This is a genomic window from Fimbriimonas ginsengisoli Gsoil 348, assembly GCF_000724625.1.
GTDB classification, from domain to species: Bacteria; Armatimonadota; Fimbriimonadia; order Fimbriimonadales; family Fimbriimonadaceae; genus Fimbriimonas; species Fimbriimonas ginsengisoli.
In genome coordinates this window covers 3,505,048-3,525,323 of the sequence record NZ_CP007139.1, presented here as the reverse complement: position 1 = coordinate 3,525,323, position 20,276 = coordinate 3,505,048, and the positions used below count along the sequence as shown (strand labels likewise).

Sequence of the window (20,276 nt, the reverse complement as noted above, 5' to 3'; positions counted from 1 at the left end):
TGTCGGGGAAAGCAATGACAGGGTTGGGCTGACGACGAAGTCGCGACTTGTGCAGGCGCTCTCCGCGTCCCAAGATATTCCCATGGACACTATGAGAGCCAACGTTTTTTGCGGCAAGGACGATTTTAGCATTCGCGAGGTGCCGATGCCGAAAGCGGGGCCGAACGAAGCGGTGATCAAAATCACCCTGACGACCATCTGCGGAACGGATCTTCACATCGTACGTGGTGAATATCCGGTGCGGCCGGGGCTCGTCATCGGTCACGAGCCGGTTGGCGTCATCGTGGATCTTGGACCCGGGGTGCGCGGTCACAGGATCGGAGATCGGGTTCTCGTGGGGGCAATCACCCCCTGCGGCCAGTGCCGCGGATGTCTCTCCGGCGATCTCTCACAGTGCGGACACGGCGAGGGGTACGAGGCGCTCGGCGGATGGCGGTTCGGCAACACGATCAACGGATCTCAAGCCGAGTACCTGCTCGTGCCGGACGCCAACGCCAACCTCGCCACGATTCCTGACGAGCTCACGGACGAGCAGGTCGTGCTGCTGGCGGACATCGCCAGCACCGGCTTCAGCGGCGCCGAATCTGGAAAAGTGCGCATCGGCGACACCGTCGTCGTGTTTGCACAGGGGCCGATCGGCCTCTGCTCCAGTATCGGCGCCAAGCTGATGGGGGCCTCCCTCGTAATCGGTGTGGACGGGGACGATAGCCGCCTTGCCTTCGCCAAGAAGATGGGGGTGGACGTAGTGCTCGATTACCGCAGCCAAGACGTGGTGCAGGAAATCAAGCGGCTTACCGGCGGCGGAGCGGATGTCGCCATCGAGGCGCTGGGGACTCAGGAGACTTGGGAGAATTGCCTCCGATCGCTTCGCCCGGGCGGAACGCTGTCCAGCCTTGGCGTCTACTCCGGAAAGCTGAACATCCCGTACGAATACTTTGGCGCCGGCCTTGCCGACTATAAGGTGGTGACCACCCTCTGCCCGGGAGGAAAGGAGAGGATGCGCCGCCTGATGGAAATGGTCCGCACCAAGAGAGTCGACTTGACTCCGCTGCTCACCCATACGTTTGCTTTGGACGACATTCAAGAGGCCTACGCACTCTTCGGCGATCGCCGGGAAGGCGTAATGAAGGTCGCAATCCGCCCTTAGGAGACGTGATGCTAGGCGATCTCTCTAATGATGAAATGGAGCGATTGCTCCTTGCGGCGCCGATGGGCCGGATCGGGTGCCATTCCGGGGGCCGTACGTACATTGTTCCAATCTCCTTTGCGTACGACGGCCGCCGGATCCTCGCCCACACGCCCGAGGGCAGAAAGGTTGAGATGATGCGTGAGAACCCGGACGTATGCTTCGAAGTCGACGAGGTTATCGACCTCGTCAACTGGCGCAGCATCATCGCCTGGGGTCGTTTTAAGGAACTAAAAGATGCCGACGCCGCCGTGGCAATGGGGCTGTTGTTCGAGCGCCTCCGCCCGCTGGTAGCCAACACCTCGTCGCACGGACACGCCCTTACCCCGCCCTCCCGGGCGGTCTCTGGAGCCTCGATGGTGGTGTTCGCGATCGAGTTGACGGAGATGACCGGCCGCTACGAGCGACAGGAACCCTGATGTCGAGAAACCTTACCCTCTGCAATCCGGCCTCGCAGCTCACGGCGGCGGAAGCGGTGCGGTGCATCAAGTCTGGCGACCGTGTCTACATCCAAGGGATGGCCGCGGCGCCTCAATGCTTGATTCGCGCGATGGCGGATCGCGCGCCGGAACTTCGAGCGGTCGAAGTCTTACAACTGCACACGGAAGGGCCTGCCCCTTATGCCGAGCGCGGTATGGAAGCCAGCTTCCGGGTCAGAGCCCTCTTCGTGGGGGCGAACCTTCGGGACGCGGTGAACGAAGGCCGGGCCGACTACGTGCCGATCTTCCTGAGCGAGGCTCCTTCTCTCCTTTCGAGCGGCGCGTTGCCAATCGACGTCGCGATGATCCATGTCTCGCCACCAGACCGGAACGGCTATTGCTCTCTCGGCACCTCGGTCGACCTGACTCGAACTGCAGTGAAAGCGGCGAAGCGCGTGATCGCGCAGGTCAATCGCTTCATGCCGAGGACCCATGGCGACGGTTTCGTCCACATGGACGATCTTGACGCGCTCGTCTACGTCGACGAGCGGCTGCCCGAGATCGAGTGCCGGGATTCCACCGAAAAGGAACAGCTTATCGGCCAGTATTGCGCCACTCTCGTGGAGGATGGCGCGACATTACAGATGGGGATTGGCGCGATCCCCAACGCGGTACTCACCTCACTTCGTGGGCACGCCAACCTAGGCGTCCATTCGGAGATGATTTCGGACGGCATCGTGGACCTGATCGAGAGAGGCGTGGTGAATGGCACTCAAAAGAGGACGCATCCGGGAAAAGTTGTCGCCGGTTTTGCCTTGGGAACGCGTCGCCTTTACGACTTCATCGACGACAATCCGGTCGTCGCGATGCTCGACATCGGTTATGTGAACGATCCGGATGTGATCCGACGCAATCCAAAGGTGACGGCGATAAACAGCGCGATCGAAGTCGACCTTACCGGCCAGGTTTGTGCCGACTCTATCGGCAACCGCATCTTCTCCGGGGTTGGCGGACAAATGGACTTTATGAGGGGGGCGGCTCAATCGGAAGGCGGCAAGCCGATCATCGCTCTACCTTCGACCACCCGGCATGGTGAATCTCGTATCGCGAGCGTTCTTAAGCCAGGAGCCGGTGTGGTCACGACAAGAGCCCATGTCCACTACGTCGTCACGGAATACGGGATAGCGAGCTTGCACGGAAGGTGCCTTCGCGAACGCGCCAAGCTGCTCATCGATATCGCTCACCCGGATCATCGTGAGCGCCTGGAAAGAGAAGCTCACGAGTTGCTTCGCTTTTGACAAAGCTTGGCGCCGATGGGGAGAGGTATCGCGATAGACCGTGCGTCATTCCTTTCCCTGACACGAACCTCCTGACGCGAAACTTCTGACTGGTTGGGAGACCGATTTCTCCGTAGGCTCTCTATATCGACTGGCCGCTACGAGGCCTTCGGGAGAAGCAAATGAAACCAGACAGCGAGTCTAAGAGCCATTCCTGCGCATCGCAAACGTCCGGGACGATCGCGGCGACGACCCTCATCGCAACCAGCCCCCGGGAAGCCGCCCATGCGGCGGGGACCGAATGCGACTGCGCATGCAAGCGAGGCCTTCCCTGCCCCAACTCCAAGCCGAATCAGGCGAACGTGGGGGCGGCAAAGTGAAGGCAGTTGTCGGAATCGACCTGAACGGCGCTTATAAGCCGGCGATCAAGTTGCTGGCGAGGTTTCGCTTCGAGAAGCCGGAATCGACTCTGGCCCATTTCGTCAACCCGGTGCCAGCCTACTTTCCGATGGACGTAGTCGCCGCCGGACAATTACAGTCCGATTACGTGAAGGCGTTGGAGAACGCCGGCCGAATCGCGTTGGACGCCTCAAAGGACGAGGCATGTATGCGCGATCTTAAACCGAGATGCACCCTTCGTTTCGGCCCCGCAGCCACCGGCCTCTCGGATATTGCCGACCAGACTCACTCCGACATCGTCGCTGTCGGAGCCGGACAGGGTTCTCTGTGGTCCACGTCGTTCCTCGGCAGCGTTAGCCGCGGCCTGGCGATCGGCTGCCACGCATCGATCCTCGTATCCAAAGGTCCCATCCGGGATGGGGCGCCGCTTAAGGTGGTCCTCGCAACCGATCATTCACCGGAGTCGGAACGATGGATTCGCAAATTCCTCAGTTGGCACGCAAAGGGGATTTCGGAGATCCACGTCGTAACCGCCTACCAGATCAGCGACCACGAGGCCCACATTTTGCAGGCGAACCTTCCGGCGCTCGGAGGGATGGTGGACACCTGGATCGAGGACCATCTTCAGTCGCTGAACGATCGCCTCGTCGCCAAGCTCCAAGCCGCCGGGTACGTCGCTACCTCCCGAGTTGGGGCCGGCACGGCAAACGACGTCATTCGGCAGGCGATGCAGGACACGCAGGCAGACGTACTCGTCATCGGAGCCCAAGGACACGGCTTTGCCGAACGGCTGTTCATCGGTAGTTGCTCGATGCATCAAGTCGTCGCCGAGCCATATCCGGTTCTGGTGGTGAGGAGCTAACGATGAAAGCGGTCATCGGAGTCGACACCGAAGGGAATTACCGTCCGACGATCAATTTGCTTGCTCGTTTGGGATTCCCCAATTGCTCCGCGGAGCTTTTTCACGTCGACGAGCTGCTGCTCGCCGGAGGCGCCGGTGCCACGCCGTTCACCTACGCCAGCTACCCGACGATCGACGAAGTTCGACGGGAGCAGGGTGAAAGGCTGCTTGGCGAGGCGGAGGCGCTAGCTACAGCGGCTGGTATCGAATCCACGACGCTCTACGCGGTTGGGAACCCCTGCGACCGACTGATGAGGCGCGGCGACGAATTGCACTGCGACCTCATCGCGGTTGGCTCTACGCATAAGTCTCGGTACGGAGCGTTTTTCCTCGGCAGCGTGGGGCGCGGACTGGCCATCGGGGCGCACCAATCGGTCTTGGTTTCGAAGAACGACGTTGAACCCACGGGGAGCCTCACCGCCGTATTCGCGACCGACGGGTCAGATTATGCGGACGACTGCCTTCGAATGTTGGCCCGCATGAAGCCGAAAGGAATCCGACGGCTGATCATCGTCTCGGCGGTGGAAGCGCTGGTGGACCGCCAGCTTCCCAAGGAGATCGCTCACCACGTCGACAGCCTGGTAAGCCACCTTTGCGAGGAGGGATTCGAGGCTCGCGGTCATGTCGTGGAGGGGAGCCCGAGCGAGGTGATCGACGCGATGATGAAGGCGTCGAAGGCGGACCTGGTCATCTTAGGAGCTCAGGGACATGGTTTCGTCGAGCGGCTGTTCGTCGGTAGCGTGGCGCTTCAGGTGGTCGTCTCATCCCCTTATTCCGTCCTGCTATTAAGGAAGCCGTGAGCTTTGACGGGCCCGGGGACCTTTGCGAGAAATCCCCTTTCCAGAGTTTCTCGCGAAGGACGCGAAGGGGGAGCGCGAAGAACGCAAAGAAGACGTGTCCGATGAAAACTGTATGGCATTGGGTGAGGCGCCCGGGGGCGGGTCACGAGGCCAGGGCTTTCAGCGCGGCGTCTACGTCGGCGACATGTTGGCCCTGCGCTTTCATTCGCTGTAATTCCGGCGCCAGCGCCTTCACCTTTAGCCGGCCGACGAGGTCGATCGCGTCGGTTACGATTTTCTGGTCTCGGCTCGCCAGCGCGCTCCGAAGGGAGGCGGCGACGCGGGGGTCATCGTGCGGAAGGCGGGACAACGCGCGCAATCCGAGTTCGCGGATCAGCGGCCGGTGGTGTTCCGTCGCGGTTTCTAGAATGGCGGCGTCCCAACCGGGCGCTTGGTGATCGGCCAGTACTTCCAGCGCGGTCCGGCGCAGGGCGGGATAGGTCGCCTTCGCCGCCTGCGTCATGGCGAACTCGCGGACAGAGGCGAAATCTAACGTGGACAGTCCTCGAAGCGCGGCGGCGACGACATCGTACGGTTGGTCGTCGCCGAGGAGCTGGTGCAGCCGCGGTTGGTCTGACATTCCAAGCCCAGCGACCGCATTCGCCCGCCGATCATAGTTCGCATGGCTGGTTTCGGCGACGACGAAGTCGTGCAGAACGCCGCGTCCGAGCTTGACGAGACGCGAAGTATCGCGAATGGCCGGGAAGGGCTGCGTGTCCCGGCGCAGCCGGCCAGCGATCATTCGCAGGGTCTCGTCCGTCGGATTTCCATCGAGCAATCGGTTCATCGCCGCTTCCATGTCGATTGGATTCGGCGCATGGAGGAACACGTAAGGCAGCTCCTCGGCCGTCCACGGCTGCTTGGGCAGCTCGCGCAGGAAGTCGTGGTCGGGGTCGAAGATTACGGCCTTTGGCACGGATGGCGTCGCGATCTCAAACGTTTGATCGGCGGCATTAAGATGGATCGGAGTTCGCCGCAGACCCTGGTCGTCGATCAGGGCGACGTGAGTCGGTACGTCGAAGATCGGCGCGCCGCGCGAAGTGTCTTGGGTCTGGCGAACGTGTACGATCGCCAACTTCCGGGCGGCGTCGTAGGACCAGCTCCAGTCGATCACCGGATGGCCCGGTTTGTAGATCCATTGGTCGAACCAAGGGTGCAAGTTCACGCCGCTCGCCTCGCTAAGATCTTCGCAGAGGTCGTTCGATTCCACGTTCGAGAACTGGTGGCGCGCCAGGTATTGGTGCAGCCCCTCGTAAAACGGCTTGTCGCCGATCTGCCGTCGAAGAGAGTCGAGCGTCGTGCCTCCCTTCATATAGGTCGTCCAGCCGCCCATGCCCAGCGAGTCTGAGTAGAAGTTGGTGGCTACCGGCCGAAAGTCGGTTCGGCTATGGTCGAAGTAGCGCTGGCTGTACGCCTCGAACTCTCGAAGCGATTCCAGTTGGCCGCGACTGTGGAGCGTGTACGCCATCTCCATGTAGGTCGCCATCCCTTCGTTTAGCCACGTGTCGCCCCAGTCTTTGCACGTCACCGTGTCTCCGAACCACTGGTGCGCCGTCTCGTGAGCGATGACCCAAGCGGTGGGATTCATCCCCTCCCGGGAGTTGGACATAAAGCCGCCGTCTTGACGCCAGTAGAGGGGGTATTGAGTGGCACTGACGTCTTCCTCCGCATAACCTTCGTGTTCGTACACCACTGTTTGGGCGTATTTCGGCCATGGATAGGGGAAGTTAAGGATGTCGGAAAAGAAGCTGAGGATCTCTTTCGTCGGGGCGAAGGTCGACTCGAGCCGGTCCCCCATACCTTTGGGGCAGGTCATGATGAGTGGTTTGCCGCGCCAGGTGTCGCGGAAAAGATCGAACGGCCCCGCGGCCAGACTGTTGAGGTACCCGGCATGCGGCTGATCGAGGCGCCATGCGACGGTATGGCGGCCACTCCCCTTCGGCGTATCGGAAACCGGCGATCCATTGCTGATGACCGTCCAAGCCGTCGGAACGGTGAGTGAGATCTCAGTGGACGAAAGGTCGTTTGGCGGCGCCCAACCCACGGGCTGCGCGGCGAGTCCCTCGGCGCAGAATCCAATCCGATTCGGCTCTTCGGCCGTGGGGTTCGTCCACCGGAAGAACCGGCCCTCGATGCGGAAGTTCAGGCGATGTACTTGACCCCTCTTGCTGGGCGGAACGTCGATCTCCAAACTGCCGCCCGAGCGGGTGAACCGCGCCGGCTTTCCATCGACCAAAACGCCGCTCACCTGGTCGGCGCTCGTGTCGAAATGGACGCTCGTAACGCCGTCGCGGAGCATGGAAATTGTCGCGACCACCGACCCGCTCGCCCGCTGACGATCCGCATCCACATCCAGCGTCGTCACCGTCTTAATGAGATCGTAAGTGCGATCTGGCGCGAAGTGCAGCCGCCGTGGCGCAACTTGCGCCGGAGCGAGGCTCGACAAAACGATCGCGAGTCCGGCGACCGGAAAGAATCTCATGCCGGGCAGGTTACCTACGCTACGAGCAGGCAAACAGGGCCATGAACCCGTAGTCCATGTGGAGCTGTTGGTGGCAGTGGAATAGGGAGAGGCCGGGCTGGTCGGCGGTGAAGTCGATGTCGACTTCTTGGAACCCTCCGACCATCACCACGTCTTTGTGCACTCCGGCCGTAGGCTTTCCGGCGAACCTTGTGAGTTCGAAGGAGTGGCGGTGGAGGTGCATCGGATGGATGTCGTCGCTGGCGTTGCGCATCCGCAGGCGGTAGCGGTTTCCAAGCTTTAGTCGAAGCAACGGCTCCATTCCGCCCATGTCCATGTTCGACATGGTTTGCATGGCAAATGCCTTGCCGTTGATGGTCCACCGGTTGAAACCGTGCTCGGCGGCTTGCTGCTTCTCGAAAGTCAGCACGAACGTCTCGTCCGGCTTTCGAGCCATGCCCCCCGGCCGTCCAAAACGGGTGTAGTCCCAGTGGAACGGCGCCGGCTTCTCCCATTTCGGCTTCCCTTTGCTTCCGGCGTACTCCACCACGATCCCCATGCCGCGGTTACGGTCGTCGTCGGAGAGATCGCCCATCACCCACACGCCGGGGTGATCCATCTCAACGATGGCGGACACCCTTTCGGCGGTACCGATGTAGAGGACCGGCACGCTGACCGGGTGAGGGACGGGGTTGCCATCCAAAGCCACCACTTTAAAATGGTGGCCGGGGAGCGCAAGGCTCCTTATCTCGCCCGCGCTTCCGTTTAAGACGTGAAAGAGCACTCGCTGCCCGCGCTTCACGCGGATGGGTTCGCTGTGGCCCAGCATCTTTCCATTGATGGTGAAGATGTCGTAGCCGACCTCATATCCTTTCGGCTTCCCTTTCGCCACTCGGTCGTTATGCTCAGCCCGTGCTTTGAGATCGGGGGCCGTGATGGCAGGCGAAAGGAAGTCCATCGCCATGTCGCCGCCCTTGGAGAACGACGGCGCGAACTCTTTCAGGGTCAGGAACACTTCCCGGTCGTAGGCGCCCGGCTCATTCTTCGGCTCGATATAAACCGGTCCAACCTGTCCGGTGTATTGGCCGGCATTGAGGTCGGCCCCCGCGATGTTGTGGGTGTGATAGAACCGAAACCCAGCCGGACCCGGAATGAACTCGATCCGTCGCATGCCGCCGGCAGGGATGTACGGGGTTCCTTCTTCTGCCGAGCCGTCGACGCTGACCGGAATCCTCTGGCCATGCCAGTGAAGCTGTTCGGGGATCGGAGTGTCGTTATGGACGTCGACCACCACTCGCCGCCCCTCTTTCAACCGAATGAGTGGGCGGAAATCCGCCGTTGTATGTCTTGGTGGAGACGATCTTATCCGGCGCAGCCTCGATAAGGCCGGTTCCGATGCGAATCGTGTAATCGGCCGGACCGTCGATCGCGACCCGGGGTGGGTTTGCAAATGCCTTGCCGGGCCGAAACGCTTCCGTCGCCCCTCCCAGGGCGGTAGCCGTTGCCAGGCTGATGAACTGCCGACGGTTGAGATCGTTCATGGGCTTCTCTAATGATCCTCCATCAGAAACGCCCTAGATCTGTCCATGGAAAGCATGACGGAGAATCTCGGACAGCCAAGGGCCGACTTGTGGGAGTAGCCGCCGCGCAGATATACCTAGGCAGCACGATGCCAAATTCATTTGCGAATCGATCCGTTCCGTCAGACAGAGCCGTCGGTGACCAAAAAAGGCTTCGAGGAATTCAAACGCTATGAACGCCGTCATTTGGAGCCGTATTCAGTTCGGATTCCTCATCACCTACCACTATCTGTTTCCGCAGCTCACGATGGGGCTCGCCCTTATCATTTTCGTTCTGAAGCTGATCGCCTACCGAAAGAACGACGAGCGGTACGACCGCGCGGCCCAGTTCTGGGCTCGAATTTTTGGGTTGAACTTCGTGGTGGGGGTCGTGACCGGAATTCCGATGGAGTTCCAGTTCGGCACCAACTGGGCGAAGTTCTCCAACTACGCCGGAGGTGTCATCGGGCTCACCTTGGCGCTCGAAGGGATGTTCGCGTTTTTCGCCGAGTCCTCCTTCCTGGGACTCTTCCTCTTTGGGGCGAAGAAGCTGGGACCGAAGGGACACCTCTTCGCCTCGTTCATGGTGTTCGCAGGATCTTGGCTGTCGGGATACTTCATCGTGGCGACCAATGCGTTCATGCAGCACCCGGTCGGCTATTCGGTGGGCCGCAACGGAGCGCTTCAACTCTCGGACCTCTGGGGCTACTTGTTCAATCCCTGGGCGATCTGGCAGTACCTGCACACCATGACCGCCGCAGCCGTCACCGGCTCCTTCGTCGTCGCGGCCGTCGGCGCTTACTATCTCCTCTCCGATCGGCACCAAGACCAGGCCAAGCTATTCGTCAAGGTGGGTGTGATCACCGGACTCATTGCGAGTGTGCTCATCTTGTTCCCGACCGGGGACATGCACGGAAAGATGATGGCAAGGCACCAGCCCGCCGCCCTCGCCGCCATGGAAGGCAAGTTTGAGACGGGCGACAAAGCCGAGATCGCGATCATCGGCCAGCCGGACGTTGCCAATCGGAGATTGAATAACCCGGTTCAAGTCCCCTACGTTCTCAGCTATCTCGCCTATGGTTCGTTCGGCGCCCAGGTGAAGGGGATGAACGACTTTCCGAAAGAGGATCTTCCCGACAACATCGAGCTCCTCTACTTCGCCTATCACATCATGGCGGGGCTTGGCACGATGCAGATCGCCCTTATGCTCCTGGCAGGATTCATGCTCTTCAAGCATCGGCTCTACAAGAACCGTGTTCTCCTGTGGGTGCTTATGCTGGCGTTCCCGTTCCCCTACATCGCCACCACCATGGGATGGATGACCGCCGAGCTTGGACGCCAGCCCTGGCTGATCTACGGACTGCAACGGACGATTCACGGTCACTCGCCCACCGTGAGCGGAGGTGAGGTCGCCTTCAGCACCCTCGGCTTCGTGGGACTCTATGCCGTGCTCGGAGTGCTCTTCCTCTATCTGGTCTCGAAGCAACTTGCCAAGGGTCCTGGAGACGGCGACACGAACGCTTACGGCGAAACGGGAGCGGCTTAAGACATGGAAACGGTATGGATCATCATCGTCGCCCTCATGTTCACGACCTACGTCGTGCTGGACGGTTTCGACTTCGGCGCGGGGATTCTCCACCTCCTCGTCGCCAAAACCGACGAGGAGAGGCGAACCGTTTTTGCCTCCATCGGCCCGTTGTGGGACGGTAACGAGGTATGGCTCCTGGCGGGCGGAGGGATTCTCTTCTTCGCCTTTCCGCGAGCGTACTCGGCCGGCTTTAGCGGCTTTTACATGCCGCTGATGATGGTTTTGTGGCTGCTGGTGCTTCGCGGGATCTCGATCGAATTTCGTTCCATGGAGAAATCGCCGCTTTGGCGGAGCGCCTGGGATGGTGTCTTCTTCGCCTCGTCCGCCCTGATGGCGATCGTGTTGGGCGCCGCTCTCGGCAACGTCATTCGGGGAGTGCCGCTGAATGGCGAGGGATTCTTTTCCGGCCCGCTCTTCACCGACTTTCTCCCCGGAATCCATCCGGGTGTGCTCGACTGGTACACGGTGTTGATCGGAGTCTTCAGCCTAGTCATGTTGGCGATGCACGGCGCGCAGTTTTTACGGATGAAGACCGAAGGGCCGGTCCATGACCGGGCCGAGATTTGGGCGCGACGGCTTTGGGCGGCCGTTATCGTCGTGGGAGTTCCGATGAGCATCGCCACCCACTTCGTTCAACCCGGCATCTTCGAGGCGGCCTTGGCGAGGCCGACGGCATGGGTTCTGATCCCGGCCAACCTGGCGGCGCTCATCGCGATTCCCGTGACGATGAAGCGAGGGAGCGAACTCGCGTCATTCCTTAGCTCTAGCGCGCTCATCGCCACGAGCCTCGCCATCGCGGCGAGCGGGATGTACCCGACGATCCTCCGGTCGACGCTGGGGAAGGAGAACGACCTGACGATCACTTCCGCGGCCGCCGGTACCCTCGGCCTCCATGTCGGCCTCACCTTCTGGCTCGTGGCGATCGTCCTCGCCATCGTCTACTTCACCTACCTCTTCCGCTCGTTCCGAGGCAAGGTCGTGCTATCCGGCGACGGTGGACATTGAGAAATCGGAGCATACTGCCGTTCACCGCGAGTGCTTCAAGGATAGGTAGATGGATAAACAGTTTTATATCGATCCCAGTCGCTGCATCGGATGCCGGGCGTGCGTCCAAGCCTGCGGCGAGTGCGATACGCATCCAGGGGTATCGATGATTCACCTCGTCGATATCGAACGAGGCGACACGGTGCAAACCACGCCCGTCGTTTGCATGCACTGCGAAGAGCCGGCCTGTGCGGCGGTTTGTCCGGCCGACGCCATCAAGCGGACCCCGGACGGGGTGGTGCAGAGCGCGCTAAAGCCGCGGTGTATCGGCTGCACGAACTGCGTCTATGCCTGCCCCTTCGGAGTGCCGAAGTACGACGCCAAGCCCGACATGATGATGAAATGCGACATGTGTTACGACCGGACCTCGGTTGGGCTTAAACCGATGTGCGCCACCGTCTGCCCCTCCGAGGCGCTCTTCTTCGGAACTCCGGAGGAGATTGCGGAGCGGAGACGCAGCCATCCCGTCAACGAATTCAATTTCGGCGGTCGCACCATACGGACCCTCGTCAACGTAATGATGCCGCGTAGCTATCGGCAACTAGAAGTCCAGCCGCGACAGATTATTCGGAAGAACGATCTTATGAAGCTTGTCAATCGGGATGGGCTTGTCGACAGCGTGAATCTATTAAAGCTGGCGGAGGGTTGATCGATGGAAAGAAAGCTCAATGAAGACTTTCCGATCGACTGGGACGAAGATCATTACGTCTCTCGTCGCGAGTTCTTCAAGTTCATGACGCTTGCCAGCGGTGGATTGGCCGTGGGATCAATCGGCCTCGCGGCATGGTCCGTGATGCCGCGCGACCATCGCAAGATGGACGCTAAAGAAATCGGGGAGCTTGCCACCCTGCCCGTTGGTGGCTCTATGGCGTTCAACTATCCACGCGAGCATGACCTCTGCATCCTCGTCCAACCTCAACCGGGCGTATTCAAGGCGTATTCGCGCCGCTGCACTCATCTTTCGTGTCCGGTCGAGTGGGAGCCGGAAAAGAACCGGCTTTACTGTCCGTGCCACAACGGAGCGTTCTCCATATCGGACGGCAAAGTGTTGCAGGGACCTCCTCCTCGGCCGCTTCCGGAAATCATGCTGGAAGTGCGAGACGGGCGACTTTTCGCGGTGGGCGTTAAAAGAGGTGACGCATGAAGGTTAGTCCCGCGGCTCACCGACGCCGGCAGCGCTCCAGCATATTCGCCGCCCTGCTCCTGTTCAATCTCGTCCTCGTTCTGCTCCAGCTCTGGCTTTTTGTCGGTGTCTTGGAGAGTCTGCAGGACGGTAGGGCGACCATGGCGATTCCGGCCGCCCTTATCTCCATCGTTATCTTGGCCGTGAACATCTGGATGCTCGACGGAATCATCCGGCTGACCCGGAACGCTTAGCTACGGGTAGAAAAATGGCACATACGACTCCTGGGGCCACTCGAACTCTCTTCTTGAACACGCTCGCGTTCATGATCTGCTTTGCAGCCTGGACGATGTACGGCGTCCTTGGCGCCTTTCTGACCGACCATGGACTGTTGGCGATCGACAAAGCCCAGATGGGATGGCTCATTGGAGTTCCCGTCCTTACAGGCTCCATCCTACGGCTCCCGGTTGGTCTCTTAACCGACCGGTTCGGCGGAAAGCCGATGTTCATCGCCATCATGCTGGTCTCCGCGCTGGGCTTGGTCGGAACGAGCTTTGCGAACGGGTTTACGGCCTTCGTGGTGACGGGGCTGATCTTCGGGTTGAGCGGGACGATTTTCTCCGCCGGGGTGGCCTACACCTCGCTATGGTTTCCCAAAGAGCGACAGGGGACGGCGCTCGGAATCTTTGGCATGGGGACCATCGGCTCTGCCTTGACCAGCATGGGGGCGCCGATCCTCCTTACCGCACTCACTAACAACGGAGCCCAGCCGGAGGAATGGCGAAAGCTGCCGCTCGTTTACGCGGGCGCGCTCGTCGCCGTTACCATCGCTTTTGCGTTTCTTACTCAAAACCGAAAGGTAGTTGCGACTCAGCAGAAAACCTGGGGAGTGATGCTTGGACCGCTTCGCGATCTGCGGGTGTGGCGATTCGGACTGTACTACTTCGTCGTCTTCGGCGGGTTCGTCGCCCTTTCGCAGTGGCTGATTCCCTACTACATCAACGTCTACGGGATGTCGTTGGCCGTCGCCGGCGTGATGGCGTCCGCGTTCAGTCTCCCGAGTGGGATAACCCGCGCGCTTGGCGGCTTCGTCAGCGACCGGTTCGGGGCTCGCGGGACGATGTACATCGTTCTCAGCGCATGTACGCTTTTGTTTTTGGCCCTCGTGGCTCCCCGGATGGATATCACCTCGACGGGCGAGGGAATCCTGGCCGACAAAGCGGGCAAGGTAACCGCCGTCTCCCGAGAGTCCATTGTCATCGGCGTCAAATCGTACGCGCTTAAGCCGGCGCCCTCATCTATCGGAGAGCCTCAAGGAAACCTCGTCTTGCCTAGGTTCCGCTCCTGGCAAGAGCCGGCGGTGACCGCCGGCCAGACGGTGAAGAAGAAGGAACTGATCGCTCGCGGAATCACCCACGTGTTCTTCCAAGCGAACGTATGGGTGTTTAGCGGGGTCGTGCTGCTTGCCGGCGTGATGATGGGGTTCGGGATGGCAGCCGTTTTCCGGCATATTCCCGACTACTTTCCGAACGACGTCGGCGTGGTCGGAGGCTTGGTCGGCGTCATCGGCGGGCTTGGCGGCTTCTTGTGTCCCATCTTGTTCGGGTGGATGCTCAAAGCAACCGGACTTTGGAGCAGTTGCTGGCTATTCCTAGCCCTGATCAGCGTCATCAGCCTTGTCTGGATGCACCTCGTAATCCTCAAGATGGGTCGGGAGCAAGACCAGATCCGGGCGGCCCAAGCGCCGGGAGGCCAATCCAACGGATCGCGTACAGTGGATGAGACGCCTTCGGCGTCGGATAACGAAGCACCCGATCCCGCCCTTGGGCAAGACGCCACGCAACCAAGAATGCCGGTGAAACTATGAGCGTTCGAGCCTATCCGCATTCGCAAGTCGTCGCCTTTGCCGGCGCCACGTTAGCCGCGGTTCTGGTTATCGGAGCAATTTACGTGGGATCGGGGTCGCTCACCCGGTTCGACACGCCGCTGGCGGCCTACGCGGCCGCAACCATTTTCGCGGCGTTCGGCTTGGTCTACCGGTACCTGATGTGGGTCCAACGTCCCCCGACTTGGCGTTACTTCGTAGCCAGCTTCCGGCTGATCGCACGGCCGAAGAGTTTTGTCAAAAGCGTCTTCCACCTCATCGCCCTTTTATTCAAGAACATCGTCGCTCAGAAGTTCATCGCCAACCGAGGAAAGGGGCGGTGGTTCGGGCACATGTGCATGGCGTGGGGGTGTCTTTTGGCGTTTGCCATCACCTTCCCGCTTAGTTGGGGTTGGGTTTCGTTCGGCCACGACGGCGTTGGAAACTATATCGTCGAGTTTATGGGGATGCGGCAATTTGCGTTCCCTCCTCACTCGATCATCGGTTTCCTGATGTTTAACGGACTGGTGATTTCGGCGGTGATGATCATCACCGGCGTGGCCATCGCCATGCACCGACGGCTGTTCGACCACGGTGCGCAGGCGGTTCAGAGTCTGGAAAACGACCTGATTCCGTTGTTCCTGCTCTTCTCGGTCTCCGTCACGGGGCTTATGCTGACGGCGAGCTACAAGCTAATGGGAGGCGAGCACTTCTCGTTCTTGTCGCTGCTGCACGCTTTCACCGTCGTGGTTCTCTTGCTCTGGATGCCCTTTGGGAAGCTATTCCATGTATTCCAGCGTCCCGCTCAGCTCGGAGTACAGTTCTACAAGGAGGAAGGCGCCAATGGACCGAAGGCGCTTTGTCTCAGGAGCGGTCAGCCGTACCAGAGCGAAATGCACCACGACGATTTGGCCCAGGTGATGAAGGAGATCGGCTTCGACTTTGGTGAGCACCAGAATCTCTCCCCTGAAGAAAAACGAAAGCTCATCGCACTGAACCAAGCCGCCGCCCTGGGCGAAGTGCCTTACGCGGGCTAGACAAGATCCGATTTAATCGACCGAAACATAATGGCGAAACTGCCCGTTCCCTTTGAACAGCTCACCCGAGAATTCGGACCCCACCTTGCCTACGAACCTCCCGGAGGCTGGAGCGGGCGTGGCGAGCCCGAGAAGCTCGTGAAGACCCATTGCTGCTTCTGCGGACAGGGGTGTGGGATTCAATTGAAGGTTCGGGACAATCGAGTCATCGGATTCGAACCTTGGGAGGAATTCCCCTTTAATCGAGGAAAGCTATGCCCGAAAGGGGTGAAGCGCTACTTGCAGAACAACCATCCCGACCGTCTCTTGGATCCGATGAAGCGGGTCGAGGGCGTCGGATTCGTCCCAATCACCTGGGACGAGGCGTTCGAGACGACGGCGAGGGAGATTCGAAGAATTCAAGCGGAGCATGGCCCCAATTCGGTCGCGGTTCTTTCTGGGGTATCGCTGTCGAACGAGAAGAGCTACCTGATGGGCAAGTTTGCCCGTTTGGGAGTGAAGACGGCCGAGTTGGATTACAACGGTCGGCTCTGCATGGTCTCGGCGGGAGCGGGAAACAAGAAGGCGTTCGGAGTGGATCGCGCGGCGGGCGCCTGGACCGACATCCCGCTCGCGGACGTAATCATGTGCGCCGGCACCAATGTCGCCGAGTGCGCGCCGATTACCACGGATTACATCTGGCGGTCGCGCGACCGCGGCGGCAAGCTCATCATGATCGACCCGCGAGTGACGCCACTCGCTCGGACATGCGATCTTCACCTTCCGGTGCGCCCGGGTACCGACTCCGCCCTCTTCGTGGCGATGCTCCGGATTCTCGTCGAGGAAAACTTGGTCGACCGTGAGTTCGTCGAGAACTACACAAGCGGATGGGCCGACACCGAGGCGGCGGCGATGGAAACTTCCCTCGTAGACGCGGCTCGAATTACAGGGGTGAATCTGGAGGATATCGTCCGAGCCGCGCGGATGTGGGGGGAGGCAAAGAGCTCCTTCCTGCTCCATGCGAGAGGGATTGAGCAACACACGAAAGGAACCGAGAACGTGCTGTCGTGCATCAACCTCGTCTTAGCGACGGGACGAATCGGACGTCCGGGGTGTGGATACGGCACGATCACCGGTCAAGGGAATGGCCAAGGGGGTCGCGAGCACGGTCACAAATGCGACCAATTGCCCGGCAATCGCGATATCGAGAACCCAGAGCACCGCGCCTATATTGCCGGGGTTTGGGGCTGCGACGAGAGCGAGATCCCGCGAAAGGGGCACCCGGCGCCGGTGATCATGGAGATGATCCACTCGGGCGAGATCAAGGCGCTCATCTCTATCTGCTTCAATCCGCTTGTTTCCCTTCCGGATAGCAATTTCACGCGGGAAGCGCTCAGCCGGCTGGAGCATTACACGGCCATCGACTTTTTCCTAAGCGAGACGGCGCAGCATGCCGATATCGTTATGGCCGGATCGCTCCACGAGGAGGAGGAAGGAACCGTGACCAGCGGCGAGGCTCGGGTCAACCGAATTCGCGCCGCGGTAACCCCTCCGGGAAGGGCGAAGTGCGATACCGACATCGTCTTGGAGCTAGGAAGGAGGTTCGGTCAGGGTAAGTACTTCGACCACTTTAAGACGCCGGAGGACATTTTCAACGAGCTCCGCGTCGCGTCCCGCTTCAGCACGGTCAGCTATTACGGCATGACCTACGAGCGACTTGAGAAGGAGCATGGAATCTTTTGGCCTTGCCCGGACATTGGGCACCCCGGGCACCCCTCGCCTGTTCGAAGACCTCAAGTTCCCCACCGCGGACGGGAAGGCGCACTTCAATCCGGTGCGATACCGGCCAAGTGCGGAAGAACCCGACGAGGAGTATCCAATTATCCTCACCACCGGCCGGGTGGTTTCTCAGTATCTAAGCGGGACTCAGACAAGGCGCATCGGCGCGCTCGTCGACCAATGTCCCGAGCCGTTCGTGGAGATCCATCCGGCTTTGGCTCAGGCGTACGGAATCAAAGACAAGGATTGGGTTCTTGTGGAGAGCCGGCGCGGATCGGTAACGCTCCAGGCGAAAGTGGTGACCACGATTCGCCCGGATACGGTCTTCATCCCCTATCATTGGGCGGGAAGAAAATCGGCCAACCTCCTTACGATCCGCGCGTACGATCCGACCAGCGCGATGCCGGAGTTCAAAAAAGCCACCGTCCGGATCCGTCCAGCCGATCAAGGCGAAGTAGAGCGGACTACCGGCGGGTCAGTGCCAAATCCCGACTTCCAAGGGAAAACGGCCGAAAGATCCAAGAATTGAGCTAAAGAGCGAATGCATTCACTTGGAATCGCGTAGGGCCGAAGATGGACAACTGGCTCCAGATCCTCCGCGTTTACGTGCGCGAGGATGGGAGGTGGCATTTGATCGGCTATCAATCCACCCGGATCTTGCCTACCAAGTAGGACGTTTTCCAAAACGTAAACCTCCAGTGCCTTCGCCCGGCAGGATGCCGGGGGGACACTGGAGGAGATGCCGCCTGGGAAGGCGGCACTACGGGGCTACTTGATTTTGCCGAGATCCTTGCCGATCTTGTCGAAGGCGGAGCCGACGGCTTCGACTCCTTTCATGGCGTCGCCGACCAGGGCGCCGAGGTCGATATCGACCTTCTTGGCACTTGCGGGAAAGTCGACATTGAGCTCCTTGGGGTCAATCTCCGTTCCGAAGTGCATTCCCATCTTCAAGGTTTGACGCCAAGAGCCGTCCCGCTCCTTACCGGTGACTACGATCTGCTCGGGAAGGTCGGTAGACGCATCCACCAGCATCTCAACCCGGTCGGGATCGGTTTTGGATTGCATGGTGACGTGGTAGACATCCTTTCCGCCCTCGCTCGTTACGGCGGAGATTTGGATTTGATCTTTGCCGTACTTGTCGCGATAGTCCTTGAGCATCTTCTTCAGGTCCATGTGATCGAACCCTTCCTCGAGGCCGGATTGAACCTGCTTTGCCACCTGCTTGAGGTCGACGAGACCACCGAGCTTGAAGCTGGTGACGACGTTCTCCTTGGGGTCATAGAAACTGAGCGAAGAGGCATCGAACCGCATCAGTAAGCCCTCGTTCGTCCTCATCGTAAACCTGCCGTCGGCGCCGGCGATCGTCAGAAACTCGTGATTTCCGGACTCGGAAGAGTCGATGGAGAACCGGAAGGTTCGCACCTTCTGCGCCGCCTTCTCGATCAGCTCGAACGTCTTGGCCGAGGCTTTCGTGGGGAGCATCGATAGCGAGGCGATGATCACTCCCGCCGCCACCGTCCCCGCCAGAGCAAGGCCGGGACGCCACAAACGGCGTTTGCGGGGGGCGGCTTCTTTCGCCATCACTCTCAGATTTCGGAGCAGGTTTTCCGAGGGTTCCTCACTTACTAAGCTCATTCGCATTGCCTCCTGGATGTCTCGATCTTCAATTCTTTCGTTCATCGCGTTTCTCCATAGCTCTCGGCTGCCGGCAAACCCAAGGCGGGGCCGAGCGCTTCTCGCAGTCCTTGCCGGCCCCGCTGGAGCAGGCTGTTCGTGGCGGCGAGCGACTTTTTGATCACCACTCCAACCTCCTCGGTGCTGAGGCCGTTGATGTATTTCAGAACCAGCACCTCGCGCTGGTTGTCCGGCAGGCGCTCCAAAGCGCCCCGGGTTGCGAGCTGCATTTCGCTTGCTGCCGGGGCAGACGCGGCCTCACTCACTTCGGAGTAGGGCCGCTCGGCCCGGCGGTATTGCCGTCGAAGGCAGTCGGCGACCTTCTTACGGGCGACGGCCAGCAGCCAGAGGCGCTGATCGTCGGCGCGTTCGACCTTGGAGAAGACGGCAAAGGCGGCGGCAAAGACTTCCATCACAACGTCTTCCGCATCTTCGCGCTTCGGCAACTGAGACGAAACGAATCGCCAGATCTCGCCCGAGAAGAGTTGCACGAGCTCCTCTGGCTTCGTGGCTCGTGGTTTAGGTAATTCGTCCGTCATGGCTTCCGTGGTTTCGCGCTGCCATTGCGGCGCGGTCGGTGCACGTTCTAGTGGCGTCATGCTCTTGGGTTCTGCTTCGGTCGTTTTATTGACCATTCGTTCTCCTTCGGCATGTCAAGTCGTTGGCAGTGGCTTAAATCTATCGCGGAAGCGTGAAAAAAAGCCGGTAGGGTCCGAGCTGTGGAAAGGGGAGTCTGAGTCGGCCGAGACAACGGTCACGTTCTTTCACCCGTACCTGGCCCCGGATGCGCAACATTAAAAGGGGAATCCGCGCAATCATAAGGAAATGCCGAACTCCGTAACCGAAGAAATCAAGATCACCGCCGACGGGCTGATCGACACCGTAAGGGACCTTATCCACGAGGGGAACGTGCGGCATATCGCGATCAAAGATAGCCACGGCAAAACCGTGATCGAGTTTCCGGTGTCGATCGGGCTCGTCGGAGTGCTGCTTGCGCCCACTCTCGCCGCCGTCGCCGCCGTCGCGGTGTTCGCAGCCGACTACACCATAGTAGTGACCCGCGATGAGCCGGCGGCGCCCCCAGTCGTCAACGATCCCGGAACGCCGCCAACTGCATAAAGAGAACGCTCCGGAGCCCCTCTCCCTC

16 protein-coding genes and 2 pseudogenes are annotated in these 20,276 nt (G+C 60.2%); 14 read left to right on the top strand and 4 right to left on the bottom strand.

Translation table 11 applies throughout. The features are described 5' to 3' along the window. Window positions 1-91: 91 nt before the first annotated feature. The 5 genes from OP10G_RS15875 (at window position 92) to OP10G_RS15855 (ending at window position 4,982) form a co-directional block, all read left to right on the top strand. Window positions 92-1,147, top strand: a complete 1,056-nt coding sequence (locus tag OP10G_RS15875) for a zinc-binding dehydrogenase (protein ID WP_025229457.1) — start codon at window positions 92-94, stop codon at window positions 1,145-1,147. Between the two features lie 35 nt (window positions 1,148-1,182). Continuing rightward, complete coding sequence (locus tag OP10G_RS15870) at window positions 1,183-1,605, top strand: pyridoxamine 5'-phosphate oxidase family protein (protein ID WP_052547793.1); 423 nt, start codon at window positions 1,183-1,185, stop codon at window positions 1,603-1,605. Next, window positions 1,605-2,903: an acetyl-CoA hydrolase/transferase family protein gene (locus tag OP10G_RS15865; RefSeq protein WP_025229459.1), complete on the top strand. Its 1,299-nt coding sequence runs from the start codon at window positions 1,605-1,607 to the stop codon at window positions 2,901-2,903. The genes OP10G_RS15870 and OP10G_RS15865 overlap by 1 nt, the downstream gene beginning before the upstream one ends. Before the next feature lie 355 nt (window positions 2,904-3,258). Continuing rightward, a complete protein-coding gene (locus OP10G_RS15860) occupies window positions 3,259-4,143 on the top strand; it encodes a universal stress protein (protein WP_158409254.1) in 885 nt (294 codons plus the stop codon). A gap of 2 nt (window positions 4,144-4,145) precedes the next feature. Beyond that, on the top strand, window positions 4,146-4,982 hold the full coding sequence (locus OP10G_RS15855) for a universal stress protein (RefSeq protein ID WP_025229461.1): 837 nt from the start codon (window positions 4,146-4,148) through the stop codon (window positions 4,980-4,982). A 142-nt stretch (window positions 4,983-5,124) separates the two neighbouring features. On the opposite strand, the gene OP10G_RS15850 is transcribed toward OP10G_RS15855, so the two are convergent. Together OP10G_RS15850 and OP10G_RS15845 are read right to left on the bottom strand one after the other, a co-directional pair. Next, window positions 5,125-7,503 (bottom strand): M1 family aminopeptidase, encoded by a 2,379-nt coding sequence (locus OP10G_RS15850; RefSeq protein ID WP_025229462.1) that lies wholly within the window; start codon window positions 7,501-7,503, stop codon window positions 5,125-5,127. Window positions 7,504-7,522: 19 nt separating this feature from the next. Then, window positions 7,523-9,023, bottom strand: a pseudogene (locus tag OP10G_RS15845) (multicopper oxidase family protein). A 211-nt stretch (window positions 9,024-9,234) separates the two neighbouring features. Here OP10G_RS15845 and OP10G_RS15840 point away from each other — a divergent pair. The 8 genes and pseudogenes from OP10G_RS15840 (at window position 9,235) to OP10G_RS15805 (ending at window position 17,984) form a co-directional block, all read left to right on the top strand. After that, complete coding sequence (locus tag OP10G_RS15840) at window positions 9,235-10,587, top strand: cytochrome ubiquinol oxidase subunit I (RefSeq protein WP_025229463.1); 1,353 nt, start codon at window positions 9,235-9,237, stop codon at window positions 10,585-10,587. Window positions 10,588-10,590: 3 nt separating this feature from the next. After that, entirely contained in the window at window positions 10,591-11,634 is a 1,044-nt protein-coding gene (cydB, locus tag OP10G_RS15835) for a cytochrome d ubiquinol oxidase subunit II (protein ID WP_025229464.1), read from the top strand. A 49-nt stretch (window positions 11,635-11,683) separates the two neighbouring features. Further along, on the top strand, window positions 11,684-12,322 hold the full coding sequence (locus tag OP10G_RS15830) for a 4Fe-4S dicluster domain-containing protein (RefSeq protein ID WP_025229465.1): 639 nt from the start codon (window positions 11,684-11,686) through the stop codon (window positions 12,320-12,322). Window positions 12,323-12,325: 3 nt separating this feature from the next. Next, window positions 12,326-12,817 carry a QcrA and Rieske domain-containing protein gene (locus OP10G_RS15825; protein ID WP_025229466.1) on the top strand — a complete coding sequence of 164 codons (492 nt, stop codon included), beginning with the start codon at window positions 12,326-12,328 and terminating at the stop codon, window positions 12,815-12,817. Further along, window positions 12,814-13,050 (top strand): DUF6755 family protein, encoded by a 237-nt coding sequence (locus OP10G_RS15820; RefSeq protein WP_025229467.1) that lies wholly within the window; start codon window positions 12,814-12,816, stop codon window positions 13,048-13,050. The genes OP10G_RS15825 and OP10G_RS15820 overlap by 4 nt, the downstream gene beginning before the upstream one ends. A 14-nt stretch (window positions 13,051-13,064) precedes the next feature. After that, a complete protein-coding gene (locus OP10G_RS15815; protein ID WP_025229468.1) occupies window positions 13,065-14,663 on the top strand; it encodes an MFS transporter in 1,599 nt (532 codons plus the stop codon). Further along, entirely contained in the window at window positions 14,660-15,697 is a 1,038-nt protein-coding gene (locus OP10G_RS15810) for a hypothetical protein (protein WP_025229469.1), read from the top strand. The genes OP10G_RS15815 and OP10G_RS15810 overlap by 4 nt, the downstream gene beginning before the upstream one ends. 30 nt (window positions 15,698-15,727) lie before the next feature. Further along, a pseudogene (locus OP10G_RS15805) lies at window positions 15,728-17,984 on the top strand (molybdopterin oxidoreductase family protein). A gap of 239 nt (window positions 17,985-18,223) precedes the next feature. On the opposite strand, the gene OP10G_RS15800 reads toward OP10G_RS15805, so the two are convergent. Next, window positions 18,224-19,135: a LolA family protein gene (locus tag OP10G_RS15800; protein WP_025229470.1), complete on the bottom strand. Its 912-nt coding sequence runs from the start codon at window positions 19,133-19,135 to the stop codon at window positions 18,224-18,226. Next, window positions 19,132-19,728 carry an RNA polymerase sigma factor gene (locus OP10G_RS15795; protein ID WP_227624946.1) on the bottom strand — a complete coding sequence of 199 codons (597 nt, stop codon included), beginning with the start codon at window positions 19,726-19,728 and terminating at the stop codon, window positions 19,132-19,134. The genes OP10G_RS15800 and OP10G_RS15795 overlap by 4 nt, the downstream gene beginning before the upstream one ends. A gap of 226 nt (window positions 19,729-19,954) precedes the next feature. Here OP10G_RS15795 and OP10G_RS15790 point away from each other — a divergent pair, with 226 nt between their 5' ends. Further along, the gene (locus OP10G_RS15790; RefSeq protein ID WP_025229472.1) at window positions 19,955-20,248 is read left to right on the top strand and encodes a DUF4342 domain-containing protein; all 294 of its coding nucleotides are present in this window, start codon (window positions 19,955-19,957) and stop codon (window positions 20,246-20,248) included. Window positions 20,249-20,276: the final 28 nt, after the last annotated feature.

What these genes read in the sequence shown, in the direction of transcription:
- OP10G_RS15875 (WP_025229457.1), top strand. Translation starts at nt 92, where the DNA reads ATGAGAGCCAACGTTTTTTGCGGCAAGGACGATTTTAGCATTCGCGAG.
- OP10G_RS15870 (WP_052547793.1), top strand. Translation starts at nt 1,183, where the DNA reads ATGGAGCGATTGCTCCTTGCGGCGCCGATGGGCCGGATCGGGTGCCAT.
- OP10G_RS15865 (WP_025229459.1), top strand. Translation starts at nt 1,605, where the DNA reads ATGTCGAGAAACCTTACCCTCTGCAATCCGGCCTCGCAGCTCACGGCG.
- OP10G_RS15855 (WP_025229461.1), top strand. Translation starts at nt 4,146, where the DNA reads ATGAAAGCGGTCATCGGAGTCGACACCGAAGGGAATTACCGTCCGACG.
- OP10G_RS15850 (WP_025229462.1), bottom strand. Translation starts at nt 7,503, where the DNA reads ATGAGATTCTTTCCGGTCGCCGGACTCGCGATCGTTTTGTCGAGCCTC.
- OP10G_RS15840 (WP_025229463.1), top strand. Translation starts at nt 9,235, where the DNA reads ATGAACGCCGTCATTTGGAGCCGTATTCAGTTCGGATTCCTCATCACC.
- cydB (WP_025229464.1), top strand. Translation starts at nt 10,591, where the DNA reads ATGGAAACGGTATGGATCATCATCGTCGCCCTCATGTTCACGACCTAC.
- OP10G_RS15830 (WP_025229465.1), top strand. Translation starts at nt 11,684, where the DNA reads ATGGATAAACAGTTTTATATCGATCCCAGTCGCTGCATCGGATGCCGG.
- OP10G_RS15825 (WP_025229466.1), top strand. Translation starts at nt 12,326, where the DNA reads ATGGAAAGAAAGCTCAATGAAGACTTTCCGATCGACTGGGACGAAGAT.
- OP10G_RS15820 (WP_025229467.1), top strand. Translation starts at nt 12,814, where the DNA reads ATGAAGGTTAGTCCCGCGGCTCACCGACGCCGGCAGCGCTCCAGCATA.
- OP10G_RS15815 (WP_025229468.1), top strand. Translation starts at nt 13,065, where the DNA reads ATGGCACATACGACTCCTGGGGCCACTCGAACTCTCTTCTTGAACACG.
- OP10G_RS15810 (WP_025229469.1), top strand. Translation starts at nt 14,660, where the DNA reads ATGAGCGTTCGAGCCTATCCGCATTCGCAAGTCGTCGCCTTTGCCGGC.
- OP10G_RS15800 (WP_025229470.1), bottom strand. Translation starts at nt 19,135, where the DNA reads ATGAACGAAAGAATTGAAGATCGAGACATCCAGGAGGCAATGCGAATG.
- OP10G_RS15795 (WP_227624946.1), bottom strand. Translation starts at nt 19,728, where the DNA reads ATGACGCCACTAGAACGTGCACCGACCGCGCCGCAATGGCAGCGCGAA.
- OP10G_RS15790 (WP_025229472.1), top strand. Translation starts at nt 19,955, where the DNA reads ATGCCGAACTCCGTAACCGAAGAAATCAAGATCACCGCCGACGGGCTG.